This window comes from Parendozoicomonas verongulae, from assembly GCF_009711465.1.
Lineage (GTDB): Bacteria > Pseudomonadota > Gammaproteobacteria > Pseudomonadales > Endozoicomonadaceae > Sansalvadorimonas > Sansalvadorimonas verongulae.
Genome location: NZ_SMME01000428.1, coordinates 421 through 834 on the forward strand (window position 1 = coordinate 421; position 414 = coordinate 834).

Below are 414 nucleotides of genomic sequence, written 5' to 3' on the forward strand. Positions count from 1 at the left end.
CAAGATTTTGATGGATGTGTTGAGTACGTCAATTCTCTTTCCAGGGTTTTGAGAAACAACAAAGGGTTGATAATGGCAAAAGGCAGAGCTTTACAAGCGAAAGGCCATTTAACGGAAGCTTTACCACTCTTTGAGAGCCTTTATGAAAAATACTCAGCCTCTTCCAATGATAAAAAAACCAATGGGCTGGCACTGGGCAGACAGCTCCAGCTCATGGGAGGCACGGACAACCTGATAACAGCCTGGGACATTTTTACCCGGCTGCGCACCCGAGCGGCCAGAGGACAGGTGAACACCCCTTGTCATGACAGGGAGATCGAACTGGCACTGGGCAGGCATCTCCAGATTATAGGGGGCGTGAACAACCTGAGAGCGGCCTGGGATATCTTTACCCAGCTGCGCACCCAGGCAGCC

The 414-nt window shown here is 51.0% G+C and carries 1 protein-coding gene; it reads left to right on the forward strand.

What is annotated here, in order from left to right:
* Positions 1 to 72: 72 nt before the first annotated feature.
* Positions 73 to 414: hypothetical protein (locus E1189_RS00900; RefSeq protein WP_155158241.1), on the forward strand; the 342-nt coding region annotated here is incomplete at its 3' end.